This window comes from Caballeronia sp. SBC1, from assembly GCF_011493005.1.
Classification (GTDB): domain Bacteria; phylum Pseudomonadota; class Gammaproteobacteria; order Burkholderiales; family Burkholderiaceae; genus Caballeronia.
The window spans coordinates 1,564,598-1,591,166 of sequence record NZ_CP049157.1; the positions used below are offsets into that span (position 1 = coordinate 1,564,598).

Annotated in this window: 24 protein-coding genes; 13 read left to right on the forward strand and 11 right to left on the reverse strand. The window is 59.6% G+C overall.

The genetic code is table 11. The features are described 5' to 3' along the window. Positions 1–80 precede the first annotated feature (80 nt). The 6 genes from SBC1_RS24995 (at position 81) to SBC1_RS25020 (ending at position 5,247) form a co-directional block, all read left to right on the forward strand. Positions 81–1,076, forward strand: a complete 996-nt coding sequence (locus tag SBC1_RS24995) for a LacI family DNA-binding transcriptional regulator (protein ID WP_165101192.1) — start codon at positions 81–83, stop codon at positions 1,074–1,076. 162 nt (positions 1,077–1,238) lie between these two features. Next, on the forward strand, positions 1,239–1,481 hold the full coding sequence (locus SBC1_RS25000) for a hypothetical protein (RefSeq protein ID WP_165094035.1): 243 nt from the start codon (positions 1,239–1,241) through the stop codon (positions 1,479–1,481). Between the two features lie 91 nt (positions 1,482–1,572). Next, positions 1,573–2,514 carry an aldo/keto reductase gene (locus SBC1_RS25005; RefSeq protein WP_165094031.1) on the forward strand — a complete coding sequence of 314 codons (942 nt, stop codon included), beginning with the start codon at positions 1,573–1,575 and terminating at the stop codon, positions 2,512–2,514. Positions 2,515–2,548: 34 nt separating this feature from the next. Continuing rightward, positions 2,549–2,932, forward strand: coding sequence for a nuclear transport factor 2 family protein (locus SBC1_RS25010; RefSeq protein WP_165094028.1), 384 nt, complete (start codon positions 2,549–2,551; stop codon positions 2,930–2,932). 193 nt (positions 2,933–3,125) lie between these two features. Next, entirely contained in the window at positions 3,126–3,827 is a 702-nt protein-coding gene (locus tag SBC1_RS25015) for a FadR/GntR family transcriptional regulator (protein WP_165101189.1), read from the forward strand. 7 nt (positions 3,828–3,834) lie between these two features. Continuing rightward, entirely contained in the window at positions 3,835–5,247 is a 1,413-nt protein-coding gene (locus SBC1_RS25020; RefSeq protein WP_165094025.1) for an FAD-binding oxidoreductase, read from the forward strand. A 166-nt stretch (positions 5,248–5,413) separates the two neighbouring features. Here SBC1_RS25020 and SBC1_RS25025 read toward each other — a convergent pair whose 3' ends face one another. Further along, the gene (locus SBC1_RS25025; RefSeq protein WP_165094022.1) at positions 5,414–6,421 is read right to left on the reverse strand and encodes a ketopantoate reductase family protein; all 1,008 of its coding nucleotides are present in this window, start codon (positions 6,419–6,421) and stop codon (positions 5,414–5,416) included. 2 nt (positions 6,422–6,423) lie between these two features. Further along, on the reverse strand, positions 6,424–7,200 hold the full coding sequence (locus tag SBC1_RS25030) for a class II aldolase/adducin family protein (RefSeq protein WP_165094019.1): 777 nt from the start codon (positions 7,198–7,200) through the stop codon (positions 6,424–6,426). A gap of 286 nt (positions 7,201–7,486) precedes the next feature. On the opposite strand from SBC1_RS25030, the gene SBC1_RS25035 reads away from it, so the two are divergent. Then, entirely contained in the window at positions 7,487–7,927 is a 441-nt protein-coding gene (locus SBC1_RS25035; RefSeq protein ID WP_241202198.1) for a MarR family winged helix-turn-helix transcriptional regulator, read from the forward strand. 303 nt (positions 7,928–8,230) lie between these two features. On the opposite strand, the gene SBC1_RS25040 is transcribed toward SBC1_RS25035, so the two are convergent. From SBC1_RS25040 to SBC1_RS25060, 5 genes are all read right to left on the reverse strand, one after another. After that, positions 8,231–9,046, reverse strand: a complete 816-nt coding sequence (locus SBC1_RS25040; RefSeq protein WP_165094013.1) for an alpha/beta fold hydrolase — start codon at positions 9,044–9,046, stop codon at positions 8,231–8,233. Further along, positions 9,043–10,077, reverse strand: a complete 1,035-nt coding sequence (locus SBC1_RS25045) for a M14 family zinc carboxypeptidase (RefSeq protein WP_165094010.1) — start codon at positions 10,075–10,077, stop codon at positions 9,043–9,045. The genes SBC1_RS25040 and SBC1_RS25045 overlap by 4 nt, the downstream gene beginning before the upstream one ends. A gap of 74 nt (positions 10,078–10,151) precedes the next feature. Continuing rightward, positions 10,152–10,601: a hypothetical protein gene (locus tag SBC1_RS25050; protein ID WP_165094007.1), complete on the reverse strand. Its 450-nt coding sequence runs from the start codon at positions 10,599–10,601 to the stop codon at positions 10,152–10,154. Between the two features lie 166 nt (positions 10,602–10,767). Further along, complete coding sequence (tam, locus tag SBC1_RS25055) at positions 10,768–11,538, reverse strand: trans-aconitate 2-methyltransferase (protein ID WP_165094004.1); 771 nt, start codon at positions 11,536–11,538, stop codon at positions 10,768–10,770. Between the two features lie 287 nt (positions 11,539–11,825). Further along, positions 11,826–14,114, reverse strand: coding sequence for an aconitate hydratase (locus SBC1_RS25060; protein WP_165094001.1), 2,289 nt, complete (start codon positions 14,112–14,114; stop codon positions 11,826–11,828). Positions 14,115–14,215: 101 nt separating this feature from the next. Here SBC1_RS25060 and SBC1_RS25065 point away from each other — a divergent pair, with 101 nt between their 5' ends. Beyond that, positions 14,216–15,115, forward strand: a complete 900-nt coding sequence (locus SBC1_RS25065; RefSeq protein ID WP_165093998.1) for a LysR family transcriptional regulator — start codon at positions 14,216–14,218, stop codon at positions 15,113–15,115. Positions 15,116–15,127: 12 nt separating this feature from the next. Here the strand turns inward: SBC1_RS25065 and SBC1_RS25070 are convergent, their stop codons facing one another. Continuing rightward, on the reverse strand, positions 15,128–17,446 hold the full coding sequence (locus SBC1_RS25070) for an FdhF/YdeP family oxidoreductase (protein WP_165093994.1): 2,319 nt from the start codon (positions 17,444–17,446) through the stop codon (positions 15,128–15,130). Positions 17,447–17,606: 160 nt separating this feature from the next. Here SBC1_RS25070 and SBC1_RS25075 point away from each other — a divergent pair, with 160 nt between their 5' ends. From SBC1_RS25075 to SBC1_RS25085, 3 genes are all read left to right on the forward strand, one after another. Beyond that, the gene (locus SBC1_RS25075) at positions 17,607–19,037 is read left to right on the forward strand and encodes a PLP-dependent aminotransferase family protein (protein ID WP_165093989.1); all 1,431 of its coding nucleotides are present in this window, start codon (positions 17,607–17,609) and stop codon (positions 19,035–19,037) included. A 16-nt stretch (positions 19,038–19,053) separates the two neighbouring features. Beyond that, positions 19,054–19,362: a helix-turn-helix domain-containing protein gene (locus SBC1_RS25080; RefSeq protein WP_165093986.1), complete on the forward strand. Its 309-nt coding sequence runs from the start codon at positions 19,054–19,056 to the stop codon at positions 19,360–19,362. A gap of 411 nt (positions 19,363–19,773) precedes the next feature. Then, positions 19,774–21,474, forward strand: a complete 1,701-nt coding sequence (locus tag SBC1_RS25085; RefSeq protein ID WP_165093983.1) for a methyl-accepting chemotaxis protein — start codon at positions 19,774–19,776, stop codon at positions 21,472–21,474. Positions 21,475–21,624: 150 nt separating this feature from the next. Here the strand turns inward: SBC1_RS25085 and SBC1_RS25090 are convergent, their stop codons facing one another. Together SBC1_RS25090 and SBC1_RS25095 are read right to left on the reverse strand one after the other, a co-directional pair. Continuing rightward, positions 21,625–22,134 carry a DUF1993 family protein gene (locus SBC1_RS25090; RefSeq protein WP_165093980.1) on the reverse strand — a complete coding sequence of 170 codons (510 nt, stop codon included), beginning with the start codon at positions 22,132–22,134 and terminating at the stop codon, positions 21,625–21,627. Positions 22,135–22,462: 328 nt separating this feature from the next. Continuing rightward, positions 22,463–22,918 (reverse strand): cupin domain-containing protein, encoded by a 456-nt coding sequence (locus SBC1_RS25095; RefSeq protein ID WP_165093977.1) that lies wholly within the window; start codon positions 22,916–22,918, stop codon positions 22,463–22,465. A 112-nt stretch (positions 22,919–23,030) separates the two neighbouring features. On the opposite strand from SBC1_RS25095, the gene SBC1_RS25100 reads away from it, so the two are divergent. Continuing rightward, on the forward strand, positions 23,031–23,963 hold the full coding sequence (locus SBC1_RS25100) for a LysR family transcriptional regulator (RefSeq protein WP_165093972.1): 933 nt from the start codon (positions 23,031–23,033) through the stop codon (positions 23,961–23,963). 137 nt (positions 23,964–24,100) lie between these two features. On the opposite strand, the gene SBC1_RS25105 is transcribed toward SBC1_RS25100, so the two are convergent. Beyond that, on the reverse strand, positions 24,101–24,604 hold the full coding sequence (locus SBC1_RS25105; RefSeq protein WP_165093969.1) for a hypothetical protein: 504 nt from the start codon (positions 24,602–24,604) through the stop codon (positions 24,101–24,103). A 342-nt stretch (positions 24,605–24,946) separates the two neighbouring features. Between SBC1_RS25105 and SBC1_RS25110 the strand changes: the two genes are divergently transcribed. Then, positions 24,947–26,464, forward strand: coding sequence for a sensor domain-containing diguanylate cyclase (locus SBC1_RS25110; protein ID WP_165093964.1), 1,518 nt, complete (start codon positions 24,947–24,949; stop codon positions 26,462–26,464). The last annotated feature ends 105 nt before the right edge of the window (positions 26,465–26,569 follow it).

Below are 26,569 nucleotides of genomic sequence, written 5' to 3' on the forward strand. Positions count from 1 at the left end.
ATCCGTGCCTCCTCGCGCGGTATCATGTCTAGCGTTATTCAACGAGATCAGGCGAGTCAATGTCAGAGTTCATGCCGACGATGGCGGACGTCGCGCGCGTGGCCGGTGTGTCGAAAATGACCGTGTCGCGCGTGCTGGCCGACCGCGATGTATCCGTAGCCATGCGCGAGCGCGTGCTCGCGGTGATCGAACAATTGGGGTATGTGCCGGACGCATCGGCGGGAACGCTGTCGTCCGGGCGCTCGCCGTTCATCGTGGCGCTGGTGCCGTCCATGTCGAGTTCGAATTTCTCAGACACTGTCCATAGCTTGAACGCGGCGGTGACGGCGCATGGCCTGCAACTTCTGCTCGGCGATACCGACTACGACCCGAAGCAGGAAGAACAGCTTCTGCGTGTGATGCTTGCACATCGGCCGGAAGGCGTGATGTTGACCGGCTCGTTTCATACCGTTGCCACGCGGGCGATGCTTAAGCGTTCGAATGTCCCGGTCGTCGAAACATGGGACGTACCACGCACTCCGATCCAGCAGGCGGTGGGGTTTTCCAACGTCGATGCCGCTTGCGAAATGATGCGCCATCTTCATGAGCGCGGGTATCGGCGGATCGCGTTTATCGGCGGCGCGACCAAGCTTGACCGTCGTGGGTTGGACCGGCAAATGGGCTATCGCCAAGGCTTGCGATTGTTCGAGCTGGGTGAGCCGCGAGTGATTGAGCATGGCGGTTCACCCGTGACCATGAGCCATGGCGGCGAGGCGTTTTCGCACTTGCTCGATGCATGGCCGGATACCGACGCCGTGATGTGCGTGAGCGATATGTCGGCGTTCGGCGCGCTGATGGAGTGTCATCGGCGGGGGATTTCGGTGCCCAGGCAAATGGCTGTCGCCGGGTTCGGGGACTTTGAAGTGTCGCGGTATTGCTATCCGAGCATCTCGACGGTGGCGGTCGATCCGCATGCGATCGGCCGGATTGCCGGCGAGATGTTATTGGCGGCGGCCGCGGCTCGTAAGAGCGGGTTGGAAGGGCTTTCGGAGAAGCGGCGAGTAGAGTTTCAGGTGGTTGTGAGGGAGAGCACCTGAGGGCGGTTTTGTCCAGCCGGAAGAACTACACACCGGTGCTTTCACCTGCACCGCTATGCGCAAGCGGATCTTTACCACTGACGGCAGACGCCAGTTCGCAGATGCGCTCAGGCAACAGTTATGGGGTCGGAATGCGGATCGATCAAGGCTGAATCTCGCGACGTGAAGCATTTTGCGAAACTCGGAAACGGCAAGCGCTCGCGCGCATCGAAAGTCCGTCATATCATCGAGCTTTGGTGGGGAGGCGGTGCCTGGAATTACCATGATCTGACCGCCGCGACAGGTGCGGCCTTCCAATATGACGAATACGCGATGGGCGCGAGCGGATACGTCTTTTTCGCTCAAGGCACCCAGCACGTGAATTGCTTTGACCGACTCGACGACTCGACGACCAGAGTAAGTTGACGGTTTTTCTGCTCATGGACCTGGCGCCACAACTGCAGGCCCCAAGCGTCGGTCCTTCCTCGCAGTACACGGATAGTGCGGAGGTTTCACCATGATTGAGTCTTCCGATTTCCGGAGCAAAAAGATAGTGCTTAGTCACGGAGGCGGCCGTATGCCCGCGCTCGGATTTGGCACGCTCATTCCTGATGCAGCTACAACTATCAGCGCCACCAGAGACGCGCTGGAAGCCGGCTATCGACACTTCGATTGTGCCGAGCGATATCGAAACGAGCGCGAGGTGGGCGAAGCTCTGCGGACAGGGCTTGCTGCCGAAGGGATCGCGCGCGAAGACATCTTCGTGACCACAAAATTGTGGAACTCCAATCATCGGCCCGAGCGTGTGGAACCGGCTTTCGAGGCGAGTCTTGAAAGGCTTGGGCTCGACTATCTTGATCTCTATCTGATACACACGCCGTTTGCATTTCAACCAGGAGACGAGCAGGATCCGCGCAATGAAAATGGCGATGTCATCTACGATAAAGGCGTGACTCTGCTAGACACGTGGAGGGCGATGGAAGCTCTCGTCGACCATGGAAGATGCCGGGCCATCGGACTGTCTGACATCGGCTTGAACGAGTTGCGGCCTCTCTATGAATCGGCACGAATCAAGCCGGCGGCGGTGCAGGTCGAGGCACATCCGTATCTTCCAGAAACGGAACTTCTCGAGTTCTGCCAGGAGAAAGGGATAGTGTTTTTGGCCTTTGCGCCATTGGGTCACGGAATCAGGCCGGGGCCGCTTGAGGATCCAGTCATCTCGCAGATTGCCGCGCGAATTGGAAAGGCGCCAGCACAGGTATTGCTTGCGTGGGCGATCCAGCGTGGCGGGGCTTTGCTCACCACCCCCAAAACTGCGGCGCGAGCGCGTGAGAATTTCGATATCTCCGCACTTCCGGCAGATGCGTTCGACGAGATCAACCGGATTGAAACGAGGCAGAGGTTCAACGAAGTCGTCAAGACGGGCAGCCCCGGGTTCATTCCGCCAAGTACGCAATAGCTAGACGTGAAAGAACGATATCTGGAGGCTTTCCATGCAGGAAGAAACAACACGTGAAGCCCTGAATGCGCACTGGCGCGCGTCGGCGGACGGCGATCTCGATGCGGAACACGATATTTACGATGACGATGCCATCTGTGACTATCCCCAATCAGGTGAACGAATCATTGGGCGAAGTAATTTGCAGGCGTTGCGGAGTCATCATCCAGATAAGCCATCAGGTTTCGATGTCAGGCGAATTCAAGGAGAAGGCGGTCTCTGGGTCACGGAATACACCATCACCTATCAGGGGCGAGCGACCTACACGGTAAGCATCATGGAGTTCTGCAACGGCAAGGTCATTCACGAGACCCAGTATTTTTCGGATTCCTTTGAGGCACCGGGTTGGCGGAGTCAATGGGTTCAGCCGATCGCGTGACGTCGCGTTGCGGCGAGATAAGGCCGCTAGCTTATTGGTCGTACTCACGTTGGGTCTGACCAAATTGCGACTCCCCATTCACTCGTCAAAAGTTTTCATATAACATGCAAACCGGATAACCTGAATTGACTGACTGACCCCCCGGAGCCCCGTGACAAAAGCGCTAACCCTGACCCAGCAGGTCGCCCAGCAAATGACCGGCGATATTCGCGATGGGGTTTACCCGGTGGGCACCAAGCTCCCCTCCGGCAAGGATCTGGCGACGCGCTTTGGCGTGAGCCAGTCGGTTATCCGTGAAGTCACGGAGCGCTTGCGCTCGAATGGCCTGATCGACAGCCGCCAGGGCGCGGGTTGTACCGTGAAGGCTCGCACGGAAACAGGCGGTTTCCGCGTCCCCCGCGCGGTCGGCGCGGACCGGGCGGACCTCGCCGACGTCTACGAGCTGCGGCTTGATCTGGAGGGCGCAGCAGCGGCGCTGGCGGCCGTGCGCCGGACTGAAGCCGACATCGACGCACTGGCGGCGATTCTTAAATCGCTCGCCGACAATCTCTACACTCCAGATCACGCGGTGGAGCTGGACATTGCGTTCCATGTAGCGATCGCCGATGCCACCCACAACCGCTACTACGTCGATCTGCTCCAGTACCTCAACCTCCAGATCCGCCAGGCCGTGCAGACGGCTCGCACGCATTCGCTTGCGCGCCAGCGGCTGCCTGACGAAGTGCACCGCGAACACGTCCGCGTGTTCGAAGCAATCCGCGCTGGCGATCCCGTGGCAGCGCGGATTGCTGCGACCTCGCATCTGCAGAACGCGGCCGCCCGCTTGAACCTCGCGATTCCCGGCCGCGACGCGCTCACAGGCGCCGCCATCCTCAGCTCCCTGACGAACGAATGAACGAATAATGACCGACTCCTCTTTCCCCCAACGTCTGATCGACCAGCTCGGACCCGACGCCGTCATCACGGCTCCCGACGAAATCGCTCCATGGTTGTCGGACTGGCGCGGCATGTACACCGGCCACGCTCAAGCGGTGGTGCGGCCGTCGAGCACCGAAGACGTTGCAGCAGCCCTCGCGCTCTGCTCGGAGGCTCGTGTGCCGGTCGTGCCACGCGGCGGCAACACGGGCCTGTGCGGCGGCGCTACACCCGACGCAAGCCCCGCGAACGTGATCCTGAGCCTGGACCGGATGCACACAATTCGCAGTATCGATACGATCGGCAACACGTTGGTCGCCGAAGCCGGCTGCATTCTCGGCAACCTGCGGCGGGCAGCCGCCGACAAACATCGCCTGCTGCCGCTCAGCCTTGCCGCCGAGGACTCGTGCCAGTTGGGCGGCAATTTGTCGACGAACGCGGGCGGTGTGAACGTGGTGCGCTATGGCATGACGCGGGAACTGGTGCTCGGACTTGAAGCCGTCCTGCCGAACGGCGAGATCTTTCACGGCCTGCGCACGCTGCGCAAGGACAACACCGGTTACGACCTGAAGCAGTTGCTGATCGGCGCGGAAGGAACGCTCGGCATCATCACCGCCGCGGCGCTGCGGCTTTATCCGCGCAACGACGTGCGCGTGGTCGTGCTGACGGCCGTGAATTCCTCGCAGCAGGCGCTCGATCTTTTCGAACTCCTGTTCGAACGCGGCGGCCCGCGCATGCAGGCGTTCGAATTCTTTACCGCCGAATGCCTGGATATGGTGATCGAACAAGTGGAAGGAATGCGTGCACCGTTTGCCGAACGTCATCCCGCGTACGTGCTGATCGAACTTGCGGATACCGTCGATGAAGCCGCGTTGCGCGAACTCGTGGAGACGGTGATTGGCGAGGCGCTTGAGCGTGAGTTATGTGCAGATGCTGCGGTATCCGAATCAATTGCACAGGTGAACAGCATGTGGCGGCTTCGCGAGGAAATCTCTGAAGCGCAGCGTGCCGATGGTCCGCACGTGAAGCACGACGTCTCGTTGCCGATTGCTTCCATTCCCGCGTTCCTTGCTTCGGCGGGCGAGCGCATCGACAAGCATCACGCCGGCGTGCGCCTGATCGTGTTCGGTCATTTCGGCGATGGCAATCTGCATTACAATTTCTCGCGTCCGGTGGGGGCGCCGCGCGATTTCTTTAAGCTTCATGGAGAAGGGCTGACGGCGCAAGTGCTGGACGAAGTCGCACGTTATGGCGGTAGCATCAGCGCGGAACATGGCATTGGACAACTCAAGCGCGAATATTTCAGCCGCTATAAAGACCCGCTGGAAATCCGACTGATGCGCGAGATTCGCAAGGTCTTCGATCCCCACGGCATCATGAATCCGGGCAAGATTTTTTAACCGGGGATAATCGCTGCGGCGGCCGCCCGGTATTCAACGCCGCACGCTTGGCGCCGTTCTTGCTGGTGCTGTGCATCGTCTCGTTCCTCGACAACCTGAACGTCGGCTTCGCAAAAGCCGGCATGACCGCCGACCTCAGTCTCGCGCTAACCTGAAGGGCCTTTGCCTAGTGCGTCGGCGCGTTGGCATGGCCTGCCAGATTGGCATTCAACTGGCCGGCGAGCCCATACAGCACGCTAAGAAACGGCACCGGGATTCCAGCCTTCGCGGCGAGTTCATGAGGTGCACCCAGGATGGCTTCTATCTCCAGTTGACGGCCCGCTTCCACGTCCTGGAGCATCGACGTCTTGAACGCGCCGAGCTTGCGGGTTTGCGCGTTACGCGCCTGCGTCGTCATGTTCAGCTCGATCCCGATCTCTTCGCCAATCCGCCGTGCCTCCTCCATGATCGAGACGACAAGCTGCGCCGTCAACGGGTCATCGAGAATTACGTCGGCAGTCGACCGCGTGATCGCGCTGATCGGGTTCATGGTCATGTTGCCCCACAGCTTGGCCCAGATATCGCTGCGAATCTGGCTTGACGCCGTTACGTCGAATTGAGCGAGGCGGAGCAATTCGATAGCGCGGGCTGCCTGATCGGTGACGCCCGCAGCGGCTGGTCCGACAATAAGCTGGTTGCCGTTGCCCTTCTTGATCACGCCAGGACCGGCTATTGAAGAGGAGAGATGCACGACACAGCCCGAGACTTGCGATGGTGGCAGGGCGGAGGACACCACGCCTGCCGGATCGACCGATTCGAGCCGCTGTCCTTCAAGACGGCCACCGAATGAGTTCAGGAACCACCAGGGCACCCCGTTCATTGCCGAGACAATATGTGTGCCCGCGTTCACGAGCGGCGCCAATGAGTTGGCTGCCTGTATCAGCGCTGGTCCTTTCAGGCAGATGAACAACAGATCCTGCGCGCCTAGCGTGCCGGGTTGATCGGTCGCGTTGACATCGACTACATACTGGCCGTCGCCCTCCACGACGGTCAGGCCATTACGTTGTATGGCGTCAAGATGTGGCCCGCGCGCCAGCAAGTTCACTGCAACGCCGGCACGCGCCAGGCGAGCCGCGACGATACCGCCAATGGCACCTCCGCCAACCACGGTAATTTTGATGGCTTGTTGATTCAAATCTATCCCCTGTACGACGTGTCGATGCGATCGACGCGTCGAATAAGTGCGGCAAGTACATTCTCCCCAGCGCCGTGCGCAGGCGAAAACTGTAGCGAATCCCGCGTGGTGCCTTTCACGATTTCATCGCTGATGGGCAGCGTATTTCCACGCATGGAATGCGTGACGACCTGAATCTCGCACGCGCGGTTCAGGGTCCAGAGCAACGCGAACGCTGAGCCAAGCGTGGTTCCATGCGAGAGCAGCCCGTGGTTCCGAAGGATCAGCAGGCGTTTATTGCCCATTGAGCTTAGCAGCCTGGACTTCTCTTCGTCGTGGACGGTAATGCCCTCGAACGGATGGTAGGCAACCATGTTGTGCAGCTGGGCGGAGTAGAAGTTCGTGTACGACAAACCGTCCTCCATGCACGCGACGGCGAGTCCGGCCGTTGTATGAGTATGCATGACGCAATGTGCGTCTTCCACATGCTCATGAATCGCGCTGTGAATGACGAAACCCGCGGGATTGACCGGGTAATCCGATGGACTCAGGATTTTGCCTTTCAGGTCGATTTTAACCAGATTGGATGCGGTGACTTCGTCGTAAGCCAGTCCAAAAGGGTTGATCAGGAAGTGCTTGTCCGGTCCGGGTACGCGCAATGTGATGTGATTGAAAATCAGCTCGGTCCAGCCGAGCATATGGAACACGCGATACGTTGCGGCCAGCCTGAGGCGGGCCTCCCATTCGTCAGGCGAACACCATGCGGGTGCGGGCTGCGTGCCAAGTTCGGAACCAGTCACAGTGTGTCTCCTCAGATTGCCGTGGCGCGAGCAGTCAAGTTCAGGAATGGCTTATTCTGCGCCTGTGGGCTGACTGAAGAGCGTATGCGCTGATTGATCGTCAAGCCCGAAGCGGACAATATGGCTTGCAACCCGACGAACGCGACGAACGTTTAAGCCATTAAATGCTATCCTGATGCTAGCGATTAATTGATGCGTGCGCAAGCATATAATAATTAAGAAAGCGCTTACCGTAAGCCCTATTCAGGGTGATATGCTGCCCGGGAACAGACAGTTGAGGGAGAGAATGAAAAACAAGAACGTGATCGAAAGCCTGTTTACCTACCGGCTGCACGTCCTGAAGAAGCAGACTGACCGGACGATGAACGACGCGTTCACCGACGAAATAGCGCTGACGCTAACGGAAGCGCGTGTCCTGCTAAGCGTAGGTTCGGTCGGCGCGCTTTCGGTCTCGGATCTCGGCACGGTGTCGAATCTCGACCGCAGTCAGGCAAGCCGTGCCACGGACATTCTCGAGCGAAAGGGTCTGGTCGAGAAGACGTCGAGCGTAACGGATGGGCGGGGTGTGGTCGTTACGCTGACAGCCAAGGGTAAGAAAACGTACACGCGCGCCGCGGCCATTGCGAAGGCGCGCAATGACGATATCCTCGCGACGCTGGGTCAGGCAGAGCGGGATACGCTCGGTAAGATCCTGGCGAAACTGATCGCGGCGCAGGGCGATGAATAAACGGTAGCGCAGTTGAGCTGCCGGTGCTTAAAAAAAATGAAGACCGGCAGCGGTAGCGGTCGACCAACATCAGTCTGGTGCTTATCGCAGTCATGGCCGTGTTCTGGTATGGATTGGGCGTGAGGATGGCGGATAGCCTAAGGTCAAGAGCGAGACGAAGGTGGGATCGGATGTTCTCAATATTTTATAGGTATGCTTATTAATCGGCTCGGTCTGGGTGGAGGAGCGCATTCGCACCGGGTATTGGAAGAGGGCGATCCATGATCGCCTAACGACACCCGGCCCTAACCCGGCCAAGTTCCGCTACAGAACCGCGCGCCTATCGGACACAACCGGCGGTTCATCCGTGTGACTTTGCACGGTGCGCAGCCAGTCGGCAATCGCCTTGCTGGTCCAGACGGGATCGTCGTGGGGCAGGTCGTGGCCGGCCCACGCATGCACAGCGTGAGCTGTTCCCCAGCGAGCCGCTATGCGCGTGGAGCAGACCGGATTGACCAGCCTGTCCCCCTTCGATGAAAGCAGCAGCGTAGGGCAAGCGGGCGCGTGGTTATCAGCGCGAAAGCGCGCCGCCGCCCACAGTTGGCGCAGGCCGTTCGCCGCGCTTACTCCTGCGCTCCGCCTGATGGCGGCCCATGCCGCGATGTCGGAGGACTGGGTGTCCAGCCGATTGCATGTCAGGTCGTGGATGATTGTTTCGCACTTCATAGGATCCGCCCACGAAGCCGCGATGCGCATGAGCGCAGGCCAAACCTTGGGCCGAAGGCGCTCGCTCATGGCGCTGAACGGCCGCATGCTGGTATTGATCAGCACCAGCCGCTCAATCTCTTCCGGATAGCGTTGTGCCCAGCCGGTCGCGACCATGCCGCCAAGCGACATCGCGACTATCCGGTAAGGAGGCAACAACCCCGCCTCGGCCGCACGCAATCGCACGAACTTCACCATGTCCGCTACATCGAGCGGGGCGCTTAGCGCGTTCTCACGGCCGTTCCCCGGAAGGTCAAGCAACGCGATGCTGTTTGCATCGCCACTAAAACCCGCTTCAATGCGCAGTGCCTCGGGAAACGATCCCCAGTGACGACCCTCGCGCGTGAGCCCGCGCAACAAGATCCACGTGCTCATCGCGAGGATGTTCGCTGCCAGTGTTCCATGGCACGTTCGAGAATCTGTTTTCTCGCGTCACCCTTGGGAAGCCATCTATTCGATGCAAACGCCGCGCGGGTCAGGAAGTCCAGGAAGTTGACGTGACGGCGCAAGACCCGTTCGACCCGGTGCGCCTTGACCGGGTTGAACATGCCGAGTCGGGAAAAGATCTGGCTGGGATTTTTCCTGATCCAGCGCCATGAGCCCAGCTCCAGGGTCATCGGCAGGAACACGTTGGGAGCGGGCGTCTGGTCATAGGCGCAGTCCCACAGGTCGCCGTGAAGCAGGTATTGATGGCTTTGCGGTTCGAACGCATAACCGTGGTGCGGATAAGCCTGTTCGAACATGGTCTTGAGCTGGTACATCTCGGGGAGATGAGGCATTTGCTGCTTGGTTCGCGCATAAGGGAACCAGATGCTGTCGTCCCAGCCGTAACCTGAATGACAGTCGAGTGCAAGGCTCAGCGGGCGGCTCATGAGCTCCTGCTTCACTACATTGAGCAAGGCAGCGCTCTCGAGTTCCAGAGAACCTTGGGCGGGACCGCGATACCACGGCAACCACGCACCAATACGCTGACCGCCAGCAAGGAAGGGCACGCGTCCCTCAGCGCTTTGAGGGGCATTGCGCATCAGGTCGACGCCATTTGGATTCGAGCGGGTTTGCGCCCACATGCCACCCGGATTCACGATGGGCATGAAAACGAGCCGTACCGAGCGCAATTGTTCGTGCAGCAGTTCGTCCCACTCGAGACGCCGTAGGAGCGCGCGCATGTAGTCGAGGATCAACTGCGTACCAATGCGCTCCAGGCCGTGCACGCCGCCAAAAAAGCCAATAGCGGGCGCTTTGGGATCATTTGATCCGATCGCCGCGGTAAGGATTGGGAAGGAGTGTGCGCCAACGCGTACTTCGCCCACCGTGCGGGACTCGAAGCGCGCGCAGCCGGCCGCCAGGATGGCATTGAGGTCATCGAACTCCGCAAAGCTTGCAGAGGCTACGCTTAATGGTCTCATGCCTACGGCCTGTTTTTCGATGCGTTCTGAGGCGGCCGGAAACATAGTGGCCGCCTCAGGACGCCTGGGTACGCTCAGGACTTGCCTGGCCTTCCTGTTTTGACTGTCTCGACAGCGGCGACAGCCGCAGTGAGTTGCTCGATGTTAGCGCGCTCAAGTATGAGCAAACCCGCCCGCAAGAGCTCGCCTTTTTTGACGTGCACGCCGTTGGCGAGGCATTTTTGCTTCAGCAGGCCGATTTTTTCGTAATCGGATTTGGGCATCGTAAAGCTGTCACGCACGACCTTTTCTTTTTTCGCCCGTTTGACTTTGTCTTCGGGGGCGGCCGACTTGACGGGCGCGGCTTTGGCCTTCGATTTAGCGGGCGCTTGCGCTGCCTTGCCCTGGGAATCCTTCGTTGCCTCGACCGCTGCCTTGGCGGTTGACTTGCGTTTGCTTACAGCCGGTTCGGCAGCAGTCGCTTCCGCAGTCTTGGGGAAATGAAAAGCCTTCTTGCTAGGGGCCTTCGTAGCGGGTCCGGGCATGGAATCTCCAGTTGAGTAAAGGTATAAACAGTATATACGCTTTTTGAGATAACTTGCGCGAGGGTTTCGAGGGGCGATTCTATAAGCAGTTTGCCTGGTTCGCACCGGCGGAACCCCTGGTTTACCGGCGCGAGCAACAACCGTCAGCTGAAGCGTTAGCCCGGCCCTAGCGCACGGCGATCACGAACAATCGTGGAAACGGCAGCAGCACGGTCCCGTCCGGCAATGCCGGATACGCCAGCCCAACCGCTGTCTTGTAACGCTCCAGAAACGCCAGCCGTTCATCTTCAGTAAGCGGTTCCAGAAACGGCCGCAGACCACTTCCCTTGAACCACTCGACGACCGCGTCCGCACCACCCGCGAGCGCATGATGGTAAGTAGTCCGCCAGACATCGGGTTTCGCGCCGCAAGAACGAAGCAGTTCGAAATACCACGCTGGACTAGCCATCGGCGTCCGGGCTTTAGTGACCTCCGAGAGCTTGCTCGCCCAAGGGCCGTCGGCCGCAACCTCACGCATCAGCCGATGTGCCGGCTCCTCGAGATTATCCGGCATCTGAACCGCGAGGCTGCCGCCCGGTGAAAGCTTTGCCACGAGTGCAGGAAACAAGCTTGTGTGATCGGGCAACCATTGGAGCACCGCGTTGGCGAGGATCACATCGAACGGGCCCGGGGCATTCCATGCCTTGATATCGGCGATCTCGAAGTGAACTTGCGGTAAGCGCTTGCGCGCCGCTTCGATCATGTCCGGTGAACTGTCGAATCCATTTGCCGCCGCGTTGGGGAAGCGCGCCATGAGCGCTTCGGTTGAATTGCCGGGACCGCATCCTATGTCCACGACCTTGCGCGCGTCGATGTCCGGAACGGCCGCGAGCAGATCGCGGATGGGACGATTACGCTCGTTTTCAAAGGTTACATATTGCTTGGCAGACCAGCTCATTGTGTATTTCCTCAATAGATGAATGACGGTGCAGCGCGGTTTTGGTGGGGTTATAAACCGGAAACCGCAAGCGTCAATGTTCAAGCTTCTACTAGATTTGACTAAGGTACCGCATGAGGCCAACCGGGCGCAGGTTCTAACGCAGATGAACATGCGTTACCAGATATAAGACCTCCGGCGACAAGCGTAAGGATTGCAAGCCACCAAGGTCTCGTCCGTTGTCGCACACGGCAAATGAAGCAGCACTTCATGCGGGCGAATTACAGTCAGAAAGCCAGCACTCCGTACTACACTGCCGATTTATGCAGCACGTTCAGTGCGGACCCTGCGCGGAACCACTGCAACTGAGCGTCGCTATATGAGTGCTTGAGCCATACCGTTTCGCCGTGGCCGTCTGAATGGTTGATACGGCACTCGACCGGTTCTCCCGGCGCCAGACGGTCAAGCCCACGCAGATCGAGCCGGTCATCGGCGAGGATCCGGTCGTAGTCTTCCGGATCGACAAATGTCAGTGCAAGCAGGCCTTGCTTCTTCAGGTTCGACTCATGAATGCGCGCGAAGCTGCGGGCAATCACCGCCGCGCCGCCCAGAAGCCTTGGCGACAACGCAGCATGCTCGCGGCTGCTGCCTTCTCCGTAATTCGAATCGCCGATGACCACCCAAGGCTGCCCCGCCGCCCGGTATTGACGAGCCGCTCGCGCAGGCGTGAGACCGCCTTCGCCTGTCAATATGTTCGTCGTCACGCCGATCTCGCCTGTATAAGCATTGGTCGCGCCGTTGAGCAGGTTGTCGCTGAATTTATCCAGATGCCCACGAAAGCGCAACCACGGCCCGGCGGGCGAGATATGGTCGGTCGTAGTCTTGCCGCGGGTTTTCAGCACGACCGGCATGCCGGTGAAGTCACGGCCATCCCATGCTGCCCATGGTTGCATCAACTGGATGCGCTCGCTGGCCGGGTCGACGCTCAGCGTGATATCGCGGCCGTCCGCGGGCGGCGCAACATAGGTTGTGCGACCGGGCGCGAAGCGGGTCGGCGGCACTTCGGGCGCGGGCTTCGGCGGCGTGAGCATAAAAGGCTTGCCATCCGCGCCGGTGAGCGAATCCGTGGCCGGGTTGAACGACAGCCGGCCTGCCAGCGCGAGCGCTGTCACAATTTCCGGACTGGCGATCAGGTTCATGGTCGCGGGCGACCCGTCGTTGCGGCGCGGAAAGTTACGGTTGTATGACGTGACGATGGCATTCGGCGTAGCCGTCGCACGCGGGTCCCGATGCCACTGGCCAATGCAAGGACCACACGCGTTCGCGAGCACCGTACCGCCGAGCGCTTCGAGTTCATCGAGCTGACCATCGCGTGCGATCGTCGCGCGCACCTGTTCCGAACCCGGGGTCACGAGGAACGGGACGACTGCCTTCAGCCCATGCGCGCGAGCTTGTGCGGCGACATCTGCGGCGCGGCTCATGTCCTCGTAGGAAGAGTTCGTGCAACTGCCGATCAGCGCGGCGGAAATAGCTTCGGGAATGGTGTTGCCAGCGCTTTTGAGTTCGGCCGCGAGCTGCGAGAGCGGTCGTGCACGGTCGGGCGAATGTGGCCCGACAATATAGGGTTCCAGTGCGGACAAGTCGATGCGGATCACGCGGTCGTAATAGCGCTCCGGGTCCGCTTCTACCGCTGCATCCGGTTCGAACAAAGCAGACGTGTATTGCCGGACCAATGGCGCCAGATCACCACGGCCGGTGGCATCCAGGTACGTGAGCATGTGTTCATCGGCGGGGAACATGGACGTTGTTGCACCGAGTTCCGCACCCATGTTCGTGATGGTCGCCTTGCCGGTAGCGCTGATGGTGCGCGCGCCAGGGCCGATGTATTCAACAATTGCATTGGTCGCGCCGGACACGGTGAGCTGGCCCGCGACATTTAGGATCACGTCCTTGGGCGCCGTCCAGCCGTTCAATGAACCGGTCAGGTACACAGCAATATGCTTTGGATAAAGCACTTCCCACGGCAAGCCGGCAATGGTCTCTACGGCATCCGCGCCGCCGACACCCACCGCGCACGCGCCCAGTCCACCGGCATTCGGCGTGTGCGAATCAGTGCCGATGATCAACGCGCCCGGGAATGCATAGTTTTCCAGAACAACCTGGTGGATGATGCCCGCACCCGGCTCCCAGAAACCCGCGCCATATTTGGCTGCGGCGCTGCGCAGGAAGTCGTAGACCTCGCTGTTTTCCAACACCGATACCCGCAGGTCCGAAGCGCCGTCAACACGCGCCTGGATCAAGTGATCGCAGTGGATGCTGGTCGGGACGGCAACGCGTTCACGCAGTGTTTGCATGAACTGCAGCATGCCGGTCTGACCGAGTACGTCCTGGAACACGACACGGTCCGGGCGCAGCAACAGGTAGCTCTTACCCGGAATGAGTTCCTGATCGGCGGGATTGTCGAGGTGGCCGAGCAGCACTTTATCGGCGAGTGTTAGCGGCTTGTCGAGGCGGCGGCGCACGATCTCGAGTTTGCGCGCCATCTCGGGATAGAGGCGCGCAGCCATTGCAACGGGGGATTCGTCAAGAGCTGACATGGTGGATTCCTCTGCGGGAAGGGGTGTGGGGTGCCGCCAGTTTGCGCACAGCCGATGTCCGAGTAAAATGAATTTATTCTTCAGATTGATCAATATTTCTTATGAAAATCGACATCCTTGGCGTTCAGGCGTTTGTTGCCATCGCCGATAAAGGCAGCTTTCAGAACGCTGCCGACACATTGCATGTCACGCAAACGGCGATCACGCAACGCTTGCGCAAGCTCGAAGACTTTCTTGGCGTGACGCTGGTTGAGCGAACCACGCGTTCTATCGCGCTCAGTCTGATCGGCCGGGATTTCCTGCCGCAAGCGCGGCGTTTGCTCGAGGAGTTGGGAGACGCGTTGCTTGAGATCCGCGAGACGGGCAAGGCGGAACGAGGGGATGTATCGATTGCATGCGTGCCTACGGTCGGCGTGCAGTATTTGCCCCGCATCATGCAGGAGTATTCGGCGCGCTATCCGAACAACCGGATCAAGATTCTCGATCACGCGTCGTCGGCCGTGGCCGACGCGGTGCTGCGCCGCGAAGCGGAGTTCGGGATCAATATCGCCGGTGCGCATCATCCTGAACTCATGACGATGCCGTTGCTTGAAGATCAATACGTGCTGATCTGTCACGAGGACCATCCGCTTGCCAGGCGCAGGCGAGTGGCGTGGAAGCAATTGCTTCCGTACCCGCTGATATTCGCCGGGCAGGTCAGTGGCAATCGTGCTTTGCTTGATACGGCGCTGGGCGCGAATGGGCTGGGGTTGCAGTCGTTCTACGAAGTGCAGCGCAGTTCGACAGCGGTCGGGCTGGTGGCCGAGCGTATTGCGGCGGCGGTGGTGCCGCGGCTTGCTGTGCAGAAGGGCGCGTATCCGAATATCCGCACGATTGAACTGGTCGATCCGGTGGTGTCGCGTGCGCTGGTGCTGGTGGTTCGAAAGACTGCCCGGCTGTCGCCTGCCGCGCAAGCGCTTTATGACATGATCAAGGTGCGGGCCGTGGCGCCGAAGGGCTGATTCCCTCTGGTATCAAGCCGCTTCGAGCTGGGTCTTGGAGGATGCACACAACAACACCGGAATAGACTTCGACGTAGGCGTCCCCGCGCCATCGGCAACGCTCGACAGCGGCACAAGCGGATTCGTCTCGGGGTAATACGCGCCCAGACAGCCGCGCGGAATGTCGTAGGGCACAAGAAGAAAACTGTCCGCGCGCCGTTCAACGCCGTCGTCCCATACGCTCGTGATATCCACCCGTTGTCCTGCTTCGAAACCCAGCATCTCAATGTCCAACTGATTGGCGAACAACACGCGCCGCTGTCCGTACACCCCACGATAACGATCGTCGAGACCATAAATTGTGGTGTTGTACTGATCGTGTGAACGAGTGGTCATGAGCGTCATCAACCGCTCGCCATGAACCGTCCGGGCCCGATGAATCGGAGTATCGAATTCGATGCCGTGCACGAGGAACTGCGCCTTGCCGCTGGGCGTAATCCACACACGGTCGCGGGATGCCACGCCCAGATGAAAGCCGCCAGGGTGCTTGAGCCGCTCGTTATAGTTCTCGAACCCCGGAATCACTTTCTCGATACCATCGCGAATCAGCGCATAGTCATTCGCGTGCGCGAGCCAGTCAACCTTGGCACTGCCGAGCGTGGCCAGCGCCATGCGCGCGACAATAGCAATCTCCGACAACAGGTTCGCCGAAGCCGGCCGGTTCATTCCGTACGAAATGTGCACCATGCTCATGGAGTCTTCCACGCTCACGCCTTGCGCCACGCCGTTCTGCATGTCGATTTCAGTGCGGCCGAGCGTGGGCAGGATCAACGCGTCGCGGCCATGAATCAGGTGACTGCGGTTCAGCTTGGTCGTAATGTGTACGGTCAGGTCGCATGAGCGCATCGCTTCCCATACGCGCGGCGTATCAGGCGTCGCAATCGAAAAATTGCCACCCAGCCCGATAAACACTTTCAGCTTGCCGGCGAGCATCGCTTCAATCGAACGCACAACGTCGTAGCCATGTTCGCGCGGCGGCTCGAAGTCGTACGCGGCGCCGAGCCGGTCGAGGAACGCTTGCGTCGGCTGCTCTTCAATACCAACGGTGCGATCTCCCTGCACATTCGAATGTCCGCGCACCGGGCACAGCCCGGCACCCAGCCGGCCGATGTTCCCGCGCATCATCATCAGGTTCGAGAGAATCTGTACGGTTGGCACGGAGTTCTTGTGCTGCGTAAGGCCCATGCCCCACGTCGAGATCACGGCACGGCCGCGTGCGTAGATATCGGCGAGTTGCAGGACTTCATCTTTCGGCACGCCCGATTCCGCGACGATCGCATCCCAGCTTTCGGCGCGCAGGTCCTCGGCGAAGGCATCGAAACCAACCGTATGCTCAGCGATGAACGCAAGATCGAGCACGCGCGGCAAGCGTTGCGCGAGCGCTGCGTCGTCCAGTTCGACTACGCGTTTCGCTACGCCTTTGATCAACGCAAAATCCCCGCCAATCTTCGGGCGGATAAACACCGAACTGATTTTCGTGCTGCCGCCGGTGAGCATCTCGACCGGATGCTGCGGACTCGCGAAGCGTTCGAGACCGCGTTCACGCAGCGGATTGATAGAGACGATTGTGGCTCCGCGCTTCGCGCACTCGCGCAGTTCTCCCAGCATCCGTGGATGGTTCGTCGCAGGATTCTGGCCGAAGAGAAGCAGGGTATCCGCGTGCTCGAAATCCTCGAGCGTCACGGTTCCCTTGCCCACGCCCACGGTTCCCGGCAGACCCCGGCTCGTGGCTTCGTGGCACATGTTCGAGCAGTCGGGGAAGTTGTTGGTGCCGTACATGCGCACGAATAGCTGGTACAGGAACGCGGCTTCGTTGCTCGCGCGGCCCGAGGTATAAAACGCGGCGCGATCGGGGTCATCGAGGCGATTCAGGTGGTCCGCGATCAGCGCAAACGCGTCGTCCCACGCAATGGGCACGTAGCGATCACGCTCTGCATCGTAGACAAGCGGGTCAGTCAGGCGGCCATGCTGTTCAAGCTCGTAGTCCGACTGCGCCATTAACTGTTCGACGGTATGTTCTTCGAAAAATGCGGGCGTGACGCGCTTGCTGGTGGACTCGGCGGCCACGGCTTTGACGCCGTTCTCGCAAAATTCGAACGTGGACGCATGCTCGCGGTCCGGCCACGCGCAGCCGGGGCAATCGAAACCATCCGGCTGGTTCTGGCCGAACAGCGTGCGGTAATTCCCGCCGGATACCTTCTCCTTGAGGAGATTGAGGGCGACGTACTTGAGTGCGCCCCAGCCGGCTGCGGGGTGCGTGTACGGTTCAATGCGAGGTTCGGGTTTTTTCACAATGCCTGCCGCGGATTCATGAGGGTTTTCACCAATGATTCAAGGCTACTGTGTTCCGAAATTAATGCGGCATACAGAAAAATAGATAGACGAGGAGTACAGTTGATGCCTTCCCAGGCCTCGTGCCTGTTCCCTCGACTTTTTTACTCATTCGCCCACCGTGACGCTCTACGAAAAACTCGCGGCCGAGATAGAGGAAGCTGTGCGACGCGGGGTGTTCGCCGTGGGTGAGCGTGTGCCGTCGGTCCGTCAGGCAAGCGCGCAGCATGGCGTCAGCATCAAGACGGTCCTGCATGCGTACGCGCTGCTGGAGAGCCGGGGTGTACTGGAAACCCGGCCGCAGTCCGGCTACTTCGTGCGCGAATTGCCTGCGCCGCAAGCGGTCAGTCAGGTCGCCTCGCAGCCACCGCCCGTTGCTTCGAAAGTCGATGTCAGCCGCCTTGTCTTGTCCACGCTTCGCTCCATCCGCTCGCAGGACGCCACGCCGCTGGGGTCGCCTTATCCGGACCCGTCGCTGTTTCCGTGGCGCCGCATCAACCAGTTGGCGAACGGCATCGCGCGACGGCATTCAAGCTGGAACCTGATGGACGATTTACCGCCCGGCAACCCCGAACTCATCCGCCAGATCGCGCGGCGTTACGCGGAGAACGGCGTGCCCGTCGACCCCGACGAGATCATCATCACCGTTGGCGCCACCGAGGCGATCAACCTGAGCTTGCAGGCCGTGGCGAAACCGGGAGACACTGTCGCGGTCGAATCGCCAACGTATTACGCGATGCTCCACGCAATCGAGCGTCTCGGCATGCGGGCAATCGAAGTGCCGACGCATCCGTCCGAAGGGATCGACATCGACGCACTCACGGTCATCGTGCGCGAACATCGGATCGCGGCATGCATGGTCATGCCGAACTTCCAGAATCCGCTGGGCTTCGTGATGTCCGACGCGAACAAGGAGCGGCTTGTCGGCCTGCTCGCTGCCCATGAAATCCCGGTGATCGAAAACGATGTGTACCAGGAGTTGTACTACGGCGATGCCCGACCGTCGGCGCTCAAGAACTTCGATAAAAAGGGCTTGGTGCTGCACTGTGCATCGTTTTCGAAGAGCCTGACGGCGTCGTACCGGATAGGCTGGGCGATGCCCGGGCGATACCGCCGCGAGGTGGAAAAGCTCAAGTTCCTGAACACGCTGACCACCCCTTCGGTGCCGCAGGTCGCCGTGGCGGACTATTTGCGGCAGGGCGGTTACGACCGTCATCTGCGACACGTGCGCAAGGTGTACCGGCAGCAGGCGCGGCTCATGATCGCGATGGTCACGCGCTTCTTTCCCGCCGGCACACAGACGTCCACGCCCATGGGCGGCTATGTGCTGTGGGTCCAGTTGCCTGGCAATGTCGACTCGATGCAGCTCTATGAAACCGCGCTCGCGCTCGGTATCACGATCGGGCCGGGCACCATGTTTTCATCGCGCGATGCCTTCCGTCATTTCATCCGGCTCAACTACAGTTATCCCTGGAACGCGCAGACGGAAGCCGCGGTGAAGACGCTCGGCGAACTCGTAGCCGGCATGGCGCGCGGGAAAATCAGAGACTAATGACAGGGACAAAAATATGGACGATGAGATCGACCCGGCGCTGATCGCGATCCTCGCGCAGTTATGGCGGGCGGCGCAGGAGACACCCGGGCGCGCGTGGTCGCTCGCGAAGTTATCGAAGCAATCGGGCGTGCCGATGAGCAGCCTGAGACGTCACCTGACCGCGCTGTCCGACGCTGCGTTGCTGGATCCGGCCAACTCGGGTAATGCGGACGAGTCCCGCGAAAACGCCGCGAATACACCCACGGCAGCGCTGAGCGAAGCGGGCCGCGAGCTATGCGCGCAATTATTCGCCCAAGCGCCCCCGGAGATCGACCAATCCTGAACGATCGTGCGTCTACACGACTGCTATTGGCTGATAATTGACGATCGATTGCAATATCACGCGAGTTATTGCGTTTCCTACGACGTAAATGATAAGCCGTTGTAAGGAACATCGAATTATTTTGTGCGTCAGTCTATTAAGGAAAAAGTACTCAAAAATTGGTATTTGCGGGTAAAAATTATCGCGCTTTACCGATTCCTCATCTCAATGATGTTATTTTTACCGAAACCTCAAGTCTCCGTGAGACACATCGCTCCAATCGTTCCGAAAATTACTGATTAAATTCAATAGCTTACAAATCCGCCTTATTCTTCATATGTTTTTGAGGTAACGCCGAAAACTGAAAGGTTGTTTCAGGAAGTCGCGAATGCTCCGTAATCGTGTGCATCGTTGATCACACTGGAGCATGAGATGAATTTGAATAACTTCAAGATAGGCACCCGGCTTGGCGTGGGTTTCGCGACAATTCTGCTGTTGTTATGTACGGTTGGCGGATTGACGCTTTGGCAGGCGTCGCACATCTATGCCGGCACGGTGGAACTGGGCAACGACTGGCTGCCAAGCGTCCAGGCTGCCGGCAGAATGCAGGCGTATGCCAACAATGCACGGCGCACGACATTGCGCTCGATCCTGGCGTCCGACCCGAAGGAAAAGCAGGAACAGCGCACGGAGCACGACGCTTCTGTCGTCAAGCTTCAGGAAGTTTTTACGAACTACGAGAAGCTTGTGTCGTCGCCTGAAGAGCAACAACTCTTCGACAACATCAAAAGCGCGTGGGCGCGTTATGCGGCTATTGACGCGAAACTGCTCGACCTGTCCGACAAGGGCGACGCCGGATTCAACGACGCCCGAGCGCTCTCAAGCGGCGACGCTGGCGCCGCGTTCACCGACACGCTCAAGCTGATTGCAGCGGATGTCGAGCTCAACCGCAGCGGTGCGGAAAAGGAGGTCGCGCGCGCAGCATCGACTTATGACAGCGCCGTAGTGAGTACAGGCTTGCTGATTGCTGTCGCGGTGTTCGCGGGGATCGCGATCGGCTGGCTGATCACACGCTCCATTACCACTCCGATCGGACGCGCTGTCGTGATTGCCGAGACTGTCGCCCGGGGTGATCTGACGGCGAATATCGAGGTATCGGGCAAGGATGAAGCTAGTCAGCTGCTGGCTGCGATGCGTCACATGAACGAGCGGCTGGTCGACGTGGTGGGCCGGGTACGCAACAGCAGCGACAGCATTGCCACCGGCTCCGCGGAGATTGCAGCAGGCAATACGGATCTCAGCCAGCGCACGGAAGAGCAGGCGGCTTCGCTGGAAGAAACCGCTGCGAGCATGGAGCAACTGACCGCGACCGTGAAGCAGAATGCGGAGAATGCGCTGCAAGGCAATTCGCTGGCTGCCAACGCGTCGGAGACGGCCGTGCGCGGAGGCGAGGTCGTCAATCGCGTGGTCCAGACCATGAGCGAAATTTCCAGCAGCTCGGAACAGGTGGCCCAGATCATCACGGTGATCGAAGGCATTGCGTTCCAGACGAATATTCTTGCGCTGAACGCGGCAGTTGAAGCAGCGCGGGCGGGTGAGCAGGGCCGCGGGTTTGCGGTGGTGGCAGGCGAAGTGCGCACACTGGCTCAGCGCAGTGCGTCGGCGGCGAAGGAGATCAAGGACCTGATCAGCGCGTCAGTGCAGCGGGTGCATGCCGGCTCGCAGCTGGTTGACGAAGCCGGACGCACCATGGGCGAAGTGGTTCAGTCGGTCAAGCGCGTAACAGACCTGATGGGTGAGATCAGCGCGGCGTCGGGTGAGCAGCACACCGGCATTGAGCAGGTCAATCAGGCGGTCATGCAGATGGATGAGGTGACGCAGCAGAACGCGGCGCTGGTTGAAGAAGCGTCCGCCGCCGCGCAGTCAATGGCAGCTCAGTCGGGCACCTTGCGCGAACTCGTGTCGGTGTTCCAGATCAGTGCTTCCGATCCGGTTGTACAAGCGGTCACGGCTGTCCGTGCAACGCCGGCAATGAGCCGTCCGGCAAGCAAGATCAAACCCGCGAAACGGCCGGCCGCTGCTGCGAGGATCGCGCCGGTCGTGGGCAAAGATCCGGAATGGCAGACCTTCTGAACGTTTGAGCTTTTGAAGTTTGAAATCAAGCCGGCTGCAATGGACTGTGTCGCGTCCTTTGCAGCCGGCTTGATGCGTATGCGCTCAAGCAATAGCTTGATCCGCAGCTTGTGACCAATAACTCGATCCGCGGTTCGATCCGCAGTTCGATCAATAAGCGCCCATGTAGTCGCGCTTGCCGATCTCGACGCCGTTGTGGCGCAGGATTGCATATGCGGTCGTCACGTGGAAGAAGAACTGGGGCAGGCCGTAGTGTTGCAGGTAGGCGCTGCCGGCCAGCTTCTTCTCTTTCGGCGTGCCCGGACGCAGCACGATTTCCTTGTTTTCGCTGCCTTCGAATTGCGCGGCCTCGAACGTGCCAATGTAAGCCAGTGCCTTGGCCACCAGCGCTTGCAGATCGGCGAACGTGACTTCGGTATCGGCCCACGACGGCACATCAACGCCGGCCAGGCGCGAGGTCACGCCTTTGCTGAAATCAGCGGCGATCTGTACCTGACGCACCAGCGGGAACATGTCCGGGAACAGACGTGCTTGCAGCAGCGCGTTCGGGTCGATGTTCTTTTCGGTGGCGTGCGTTTCCGCTTTCTTGAGCACGTCGGAGAGGGCGGTCAGCATCTGCTTGAAAACCGGGACGGACGTGCTGTACATGGAGATGGTCATGATCACTCTTTCAGTCGATGGGGTTGCCGGCGCGAACAAGACCGCGCCGGTTTGTTTATCTTGTTTAATCTCGGGGCAGTTCCGCACAGGTGATTGAACTGGCTAGTCACGTGACTGCCAGAGCAGCTTGCTCCAGGCGGCCCGCCCGATATTGCTGTACCGAAGCGATACGATCGGCCGGATCTTTTCCTTTGATCCGGCATGCCCGGTACCGCGCAAGATTATAAGCGCGCTGCGGCAAATGCCTCGCGGGCAGGAGGGCATCCTGTGCGGATAAGGCTCTGAGCCCCAATATTCCCAACAACGAAAAGGCGGCCACTTCGCGACCCTAGCCTGCCAGCAAGGTAATCCCGAAGCGCGGCGCAGCTTCCCGCATGCGTCCAATATCCTCCGGCTGCGGCGGAACAGGCGTGACGGGGCCCGCTTGGGCGTCGGCGCAAGTATCGAGGAAGTCATCAAATCCGGCGGGCGTGCAGATGATCAAATACCTTGAGGGCAGCTCGGTATTATTGGCCAGCCGATGCGGGACGTTGCGTGGCAATAACGCGGTTTCGCCCGCGCGCACGCTGACGAGTTTTCCGTCGACCGTTACGTCGACAACACCCTCAAGCACGACGATGGTTTCCTCTTCGCGCTCATGCACATGCAGCGGGGTGGCCCGATTCGGCGGTCCGAAAAACTCCATCATGCAGAAAGCGCCGGCCGTCTCCTTTCCCGACATCAGCAAACGTACGCGCGTACCGGCAAAATTGTATTCAGGCGGCTGGGTATTCAATACAAACATGGCATTCCTCGACAAGATCATTGAGCGTGGGCATTCACTATAAGTCGCGGATCTTTCGAGAAAAACATGCGTCGATGCCGTAACATTCACGGCAACATACCGTGAATCGATCATGAAAAATCTCAAGCAATTTATGAGTTTCGCCGCCGTGGCGAGAAATACCAGCTTCGCCGCAGCCGCCCGCGAACTGGGTCTCGCGCCCTCATCGGTCGCCAAGAGCGTGGCGCGCCTGGAGAGCGACCTTGGCGTGAGGTTGTTTCATCGAACCACTCGCGCAGTCCGGCTCACGGCGGAAGGCGACGCCCTTTTTGCGAAGTGCGCGCGGGTCCTGGAAGAGATTGACTCGCTGGAGTTATCGACAACAAATGCGCTCGAAGCGCCGACAGGGACATTGCGCGTGGGCGCGCCAATAGGCTACGGAACACGCAAGATTGTCCCGGTATTGAACCGCTTGCTTGCGGTTCATTCTGCGCTCAACGTCGACTTGCGTTTGACGGACGAGCGAGTCAACCCGGTGAGTGAAGGCCTGGATGCGGTGATACGCATAGGCTCACTAGATGACTCTGGTCTGGTTGCGCGCCGGTTTGACTATCAGCATCTCGTGCTTTGCGCGAGTCCCGCCTATATAAAAGTCCATGGCGCGTTGAACGCTGTTGAGGACGTCGAAGGGCGATCGGTCATTTTGTTTCGGATGCCTACGTCCGGCCGGGAGCGTCCGCTGGAGTTCGTGGATGGAGGAGAAAAGATTCAAGTGCGGCCACGATCACGCTTTACGTTAAGTCATGGAGACGCCATGGTGGAAGCGGTATTGCAGGGCGCCGGCATTGCGCAGGTGCCTGAACACATGGTGGCGCATCACATCAGGCAGGGAACGCTGGTTGAGTTGCTGGGCGAGTGCCGTCCCGCGCCGCTACCGGTCAGCGTATTGACGCCCAGCGCGCGAATGATGCCGCCCAGAGTACGTTCATTCATCGACGCGTTGTTGGATGAAAAAATGCTGGATGCAGGGCCGCATCGCGCCTTTACAGGAGGCGCGATGTATTAACCGGTTGACTGGCGAATAAGTGGTGGTTAGTAGCCACTGGCTAATGTCGAAACGGCGGGCAGCACTCGTCCTTCGAAGCGTTTTTCAGCTTCGCTTCCCCGATTGCCAATCCGATAAACGCGAAGGACTACGCCGTCTTACGCGGGTACGTCCGCCGCAACTTTTGAATAATCGCAAAACTCCCGGAAATCGCTGGCTAAAATCTGCAATAGCGCGGTGCCTTTCCGTCCGGTGGTGCGATAAAGCTCGCCGTCACGGCGGCCCGCCTCCACGCCTTTGCTGAAAGCCTCCGAGCTCAGGATCGCGCTGTCGACCGTATGGTTGAGCGATGCCCGGCTGTCGGGAAAAATCAAATTGATGACGAGGCCGGTGGCGGCCGCCGGAACATCCGAATCGTCAATTTGCCATGCCGCGCAGATCGGCTGGCAAAATCCCTGGAGATAGCCAATCAGCTTCGCTTCCAGGTCAGCGGGCAGGGCGCGGTAAGCGAGTTCTGAACGTGCAATGGTGGGAAAAGTGAGCGCCCCGACAATCGCCGCAATCTTGCGCGCCGTTGCCAGTTCTTTCGTTTCTTGCGTCACTTCATGGACTTGATATAGCGGTTGAAACATCGACGCCTCCTTATGAGCCTGGTTTTCCACGAAAACACCGGGTACGGGATTGATGGAATATGATTCGTAACGCGGGAAACTGCGGCGGGTGGTGGTGGCATATTCTCCGTTGGAAACCCGCCCGCCAATAATGGCGTGTGCATAACGGCATGGCAAATGACCGCCGTGCCACTAGCTAGTGGTAATACTGATAGTGACGCGAGGTGGGAACTGGGTAATGATTCCTTTCGATGCCTTTTGAATGGAGGTTCAGCGGCGGGATGTCGGTCGGACATTAGCTGAACGCGAGATCCGCGGATGCATTGAGGCTGATCCGGCGGGACCAGGGACGAGAACCGCTTCCTCTATCAAGTAGGAAAGACCGCAACCACAATGACAAAAGCAGAGCAATCCAGCTGCGCCGGCATCGGGAGCCGCATCAAGGGCGGGCTGTCAACGTCCGTTGCAGTCGCTACGTGTGGCGTTTTTATTGCAATTGTCATGATGAGCCTGTGCGGTGTGGTCCTCTATCAGAGTCGCCAGGATGCGCTGGACCATACGCGTGACACTTTGCGCGATATTGCCGTCATCGCACAGCGCGATATAGAACGCAATCTCGAACTTTATCAATTGTCGCTGCAAGCAGTGGTCGACGGGCTTCAGCAAGCGGACGTGATGGCCTTGCCGCCGCGCCTGCGCCGCGAGGTGCTCTTCGACCGCGCCGCCAGCGCGAAATATCTGGGTTCCATGCTGGTGATGGATGCGCTCGGCAACGTTGTCATCGACTCCGGTGGCGATACGCCAAGAACCGGCAATTTCAGCGACAGGCCGTATTTCACGGTTCAACGCGACAACCCCAATGCGGGTCTCTATATAAGCGATCCATACCTGTCTCGCTTGCGCAACGGCACGCCAAGCATCGGCTTGAGCAGACGGCTTTCCAACCCGGACGGATCCTTTGCGGGGATCGTGCTTCTGGCGGTGAATATTGCGTACTTCCACGACCTGTTCGCCGGCTTGGCGCTAGGCCCGCATGGATCGGTTTCGCTGATCGGACGAGACGGCGCCATGCTTATGCGGCAGCCTTACGACTCCAAGGTCATTGGGCGCAACATCAAGGATGCGGCCACTTTCAAGCAGTTTTTATTAGCGCCGGAAGGCAGCTTTATCGAAAAATCGTCAATCGATGGCAATCGCCGGTTGTATTGGTTTGCCAATTTTCCGCATGCGCCCCTCATCATCATGGCGGCGGCGTCCGAGGAGGATATCTACGCATCATGGCGGCACCGGGCGCTCACGATCGGATCGCTGATGGCCGCGTTCGGCGCGGCGTTCATCGGGCTCTCGGTTTTGCTTGGAATGCAGTTGCGGCGGCGCATGCGGGCCGAGTCGGCGCTGGAATTGCTGGCGCGCACGGACGGACTGACCGGACTGAACAACCGCCGCAGTCTTGGCGAGATACTTGAGCTTGAGTGGCGGCGCGCGAAACGCTCGCAGAGTGTGCTGTCGCTGCTGTTCGTCGATATTGATCGATTCAAGGCTTATAACGATACCTACGGCCATCAGGCCGGCGACGATACCCTGGCGGCGGTCGCACGATGCATCGCCGACAACATCCGGCGTCCGGCGGACAGCGCTGCACGCTATGGGGGAGAGGAGTTTATCGTCGTGCTGCCCGATACCTCGGCGCATGGCGCTTCGCTGATCGCGGAGAAGATCCGCTCCGCTATTTGCGCGTGCCATATTGAGCATGCGGGCAGCGAGTATGGATGCGTGACGGCCAGTATTGGCGCGGTGAGCCGTGAACCGCAGATGGACGACGATCTGACGACGGTGATCAAAGCTGCCGACGAGGCCCTGTACAACGCCAAGGCGACGGGCCGGAACAAGGTGTCGACCGCTGAGGCTTGATGCGTCCGATCACGACCACGGTTCATTCAGCCGCGGTTCCAGCGCATTGGGGCGCGGGAACCGCTTGTGTGAGTTTGGGCGATGAGTTTGGGCGCCCATCGCAAA

What these genes read in the sequence shown, in the direction of transcription:
- SBC1_RS24995 (WP_165101192.1), top strand. Translation starts at nt 81, where the DNA reads ATGGCGGACGTCGCGCGCGTGGCCGGTGTGTCGAAAATGACCGTGTCG.
- SBC1_RS25005 (WP_165094031.1), top strand. Translation starts at nt 1,573, where the DNA reads ATGATTGAGTCTTCCGATTTCCGGAGCAAAAAGATAGTGCTTAGTCAC.
- SBC1_RS25010 (WP_165094028.1), top strand. Translation starts at nt 2,549, where the DNA reads ATGCAGGAAGAAACAACACGTGAAGCCCTGAATGCGCACTGGCGCGCG.
- SBC1_RS25015 (WP_165101189.1), top strand. Translation starts at nt 3,126, where the DNA reads ATGACCGGCGATATTCGCGATGGGGTTTACCCGGTGGGCACCAAGCTC.
- SBC1_RS25020 (WP_165094025.1), top strand. Translation starts at nt 3,835, where the DNA reads ATGACCGACTCCTCTTTCCCCCAACGTCTGATCGACCAGCTCGGACCC.
- SBC1_RS25035 (WP_241202198.1), top strand. Translation starts at nt 7,487, where the DNA reads ATGAAAAACAAGAACGTGATCGAAAGCCTGTTTACCTACCGGCTGCAC.
- SBC1_RS25040 (WP_165094013.1), bottom strand. Translation starts at nt 9,046, where the DNA reads ATGAGCACGTGGATCTTGTTGCGCGGGCTCACGCGCGAGGGTCGTCAC.
- SBC1_RS25045 (WP_165094010.1), bottom strand. Translation starts at nt 10,077, where the DNA reads ATGAGACCATTAAGCGTAGCCTCTGCAAGCTTTGCGGAGTTCGATGAC.
- SBC1_RS25050 (WP_165094007.1), bottom strand. Translation starts at nt 10,601, where the DNA reads ATGCCCGGACCCGCTACGAAGGCCCCTAGCAAGAAGGCTTTTCATTTC.
- tam (WP_165094004.1), bottom strand. Translation starts at nt 11,538, where the DNA reads ATGAGCTGGTCTGCCAAGCAATATGTAACCTTTGAAAACGAGCGTAAT.
- SBC1_RS25060 (WP_165094001.1), bottom strand. Translation starts at nt 14,114, where the DNA reads ATGTCAGCTCTTGACGAATCCCCCGTTGCAATGGCTGCGCGCCTCTAT.
- SBC1_RS25065 (WP_165093998.1), top strand. Translation starts at nt 14,216, where the DNA reads ATGAAAATCGACATCCTTGGCGTTCAGGCGTTTGTTGCCATCGCCGAT.
- SBC1_RS25080 (WP_165093986.1), top strand. Translation starts at nt 19,054, where the DNA reads ATGGACGATGAGATCGACCCGGCGCTGATCGCGATCCTCGCGCAGTTA.
- SBC1_RS25085 (WP_165093983.1), top strand. Translation starts at nt 19,774, where the DNA reads ATGAATTTGAATAACTTCAAGATAGGCACCCGGCTTGGCGTGGGTTTC.
- SBC1_RS25090 (WP_165093980.1), bottom strand. Translation starts at nt 22,134, where the DNA reads ATGACCATCTCCATGTACAGCACGTCCGTCCCGGTTTTCAAGCAGATG.
- SBC1_RS25095 (WP_165093977.1), bottom strand. Translation starts at nt 22,918, where the DNA reads ATGTTTGTATTGAATACCCAGCCGCCTGAATACAATTTTGCCGGTACG.
- SBC1_RS25100 (WP_165093972.1), top strand. Translation starts at nt 23,031, where the DNA reads ATGAAAAATCTCAAGCAATTTATGAGTTTCGCCGCCGTGGCGAGAAAT.
- SBC1_RS25110 (WP_165093964.1), top strand. Translation starts at nt 24,947, where the DNA reads ATGACAAAAGCAGAGCAATCCAGCTGCGCCGGCATCGGGAGCCGCATC.